Genomic DNA, 210 nt, shown 5'->3' with positions numbered 1-210 from the left:
GTAGCCGTATCGGAAGGTGCGGCTGGATCACCTCCTTTCTAAGGATATGTGACTGACTCTTCGGGTCAGATCACAACACAGGTTGACTGTTTGGTTGTTTAGTTTTGAAGGTTTAATCCTTCTATTAGAATAGGGGCCTATAGCTCAGCTGGTTAGAGCGCACGCCTGATAAGCGTGAGGTCGGTGGTTCGAGTCCACTTAGGCCCACCA

The 210-nt window shown here is 49.5% G+C and carries 1 tRNA gene; it reads left to right on the top strand.

Features of this window, described 5'->3' with window-relative positions:
* Nucleotides 1-133: 133 nt before the first annotated feature.
* Nucleotides 134-210: transfer RNA gene (locus UFB30_RS16605), tRNA-Ile, on the top strand.

It is taken from the genome of Jeotgalibacillus haloalkalitolerans (genome assembly GCF_034427455.1).
Lineage (GTDB): Bacteria > Bacillota > Bacilli > Bacillales > Jeotgalibacillaceae > Jeotgalibacillus > Jeotgalibacillus haloalkalitolerans.
The sequence above is the reverse complement of the archived record's forward strand: the minus strand, read 5'-3'. Positions and strand labels throughout refer to the sequence as shown.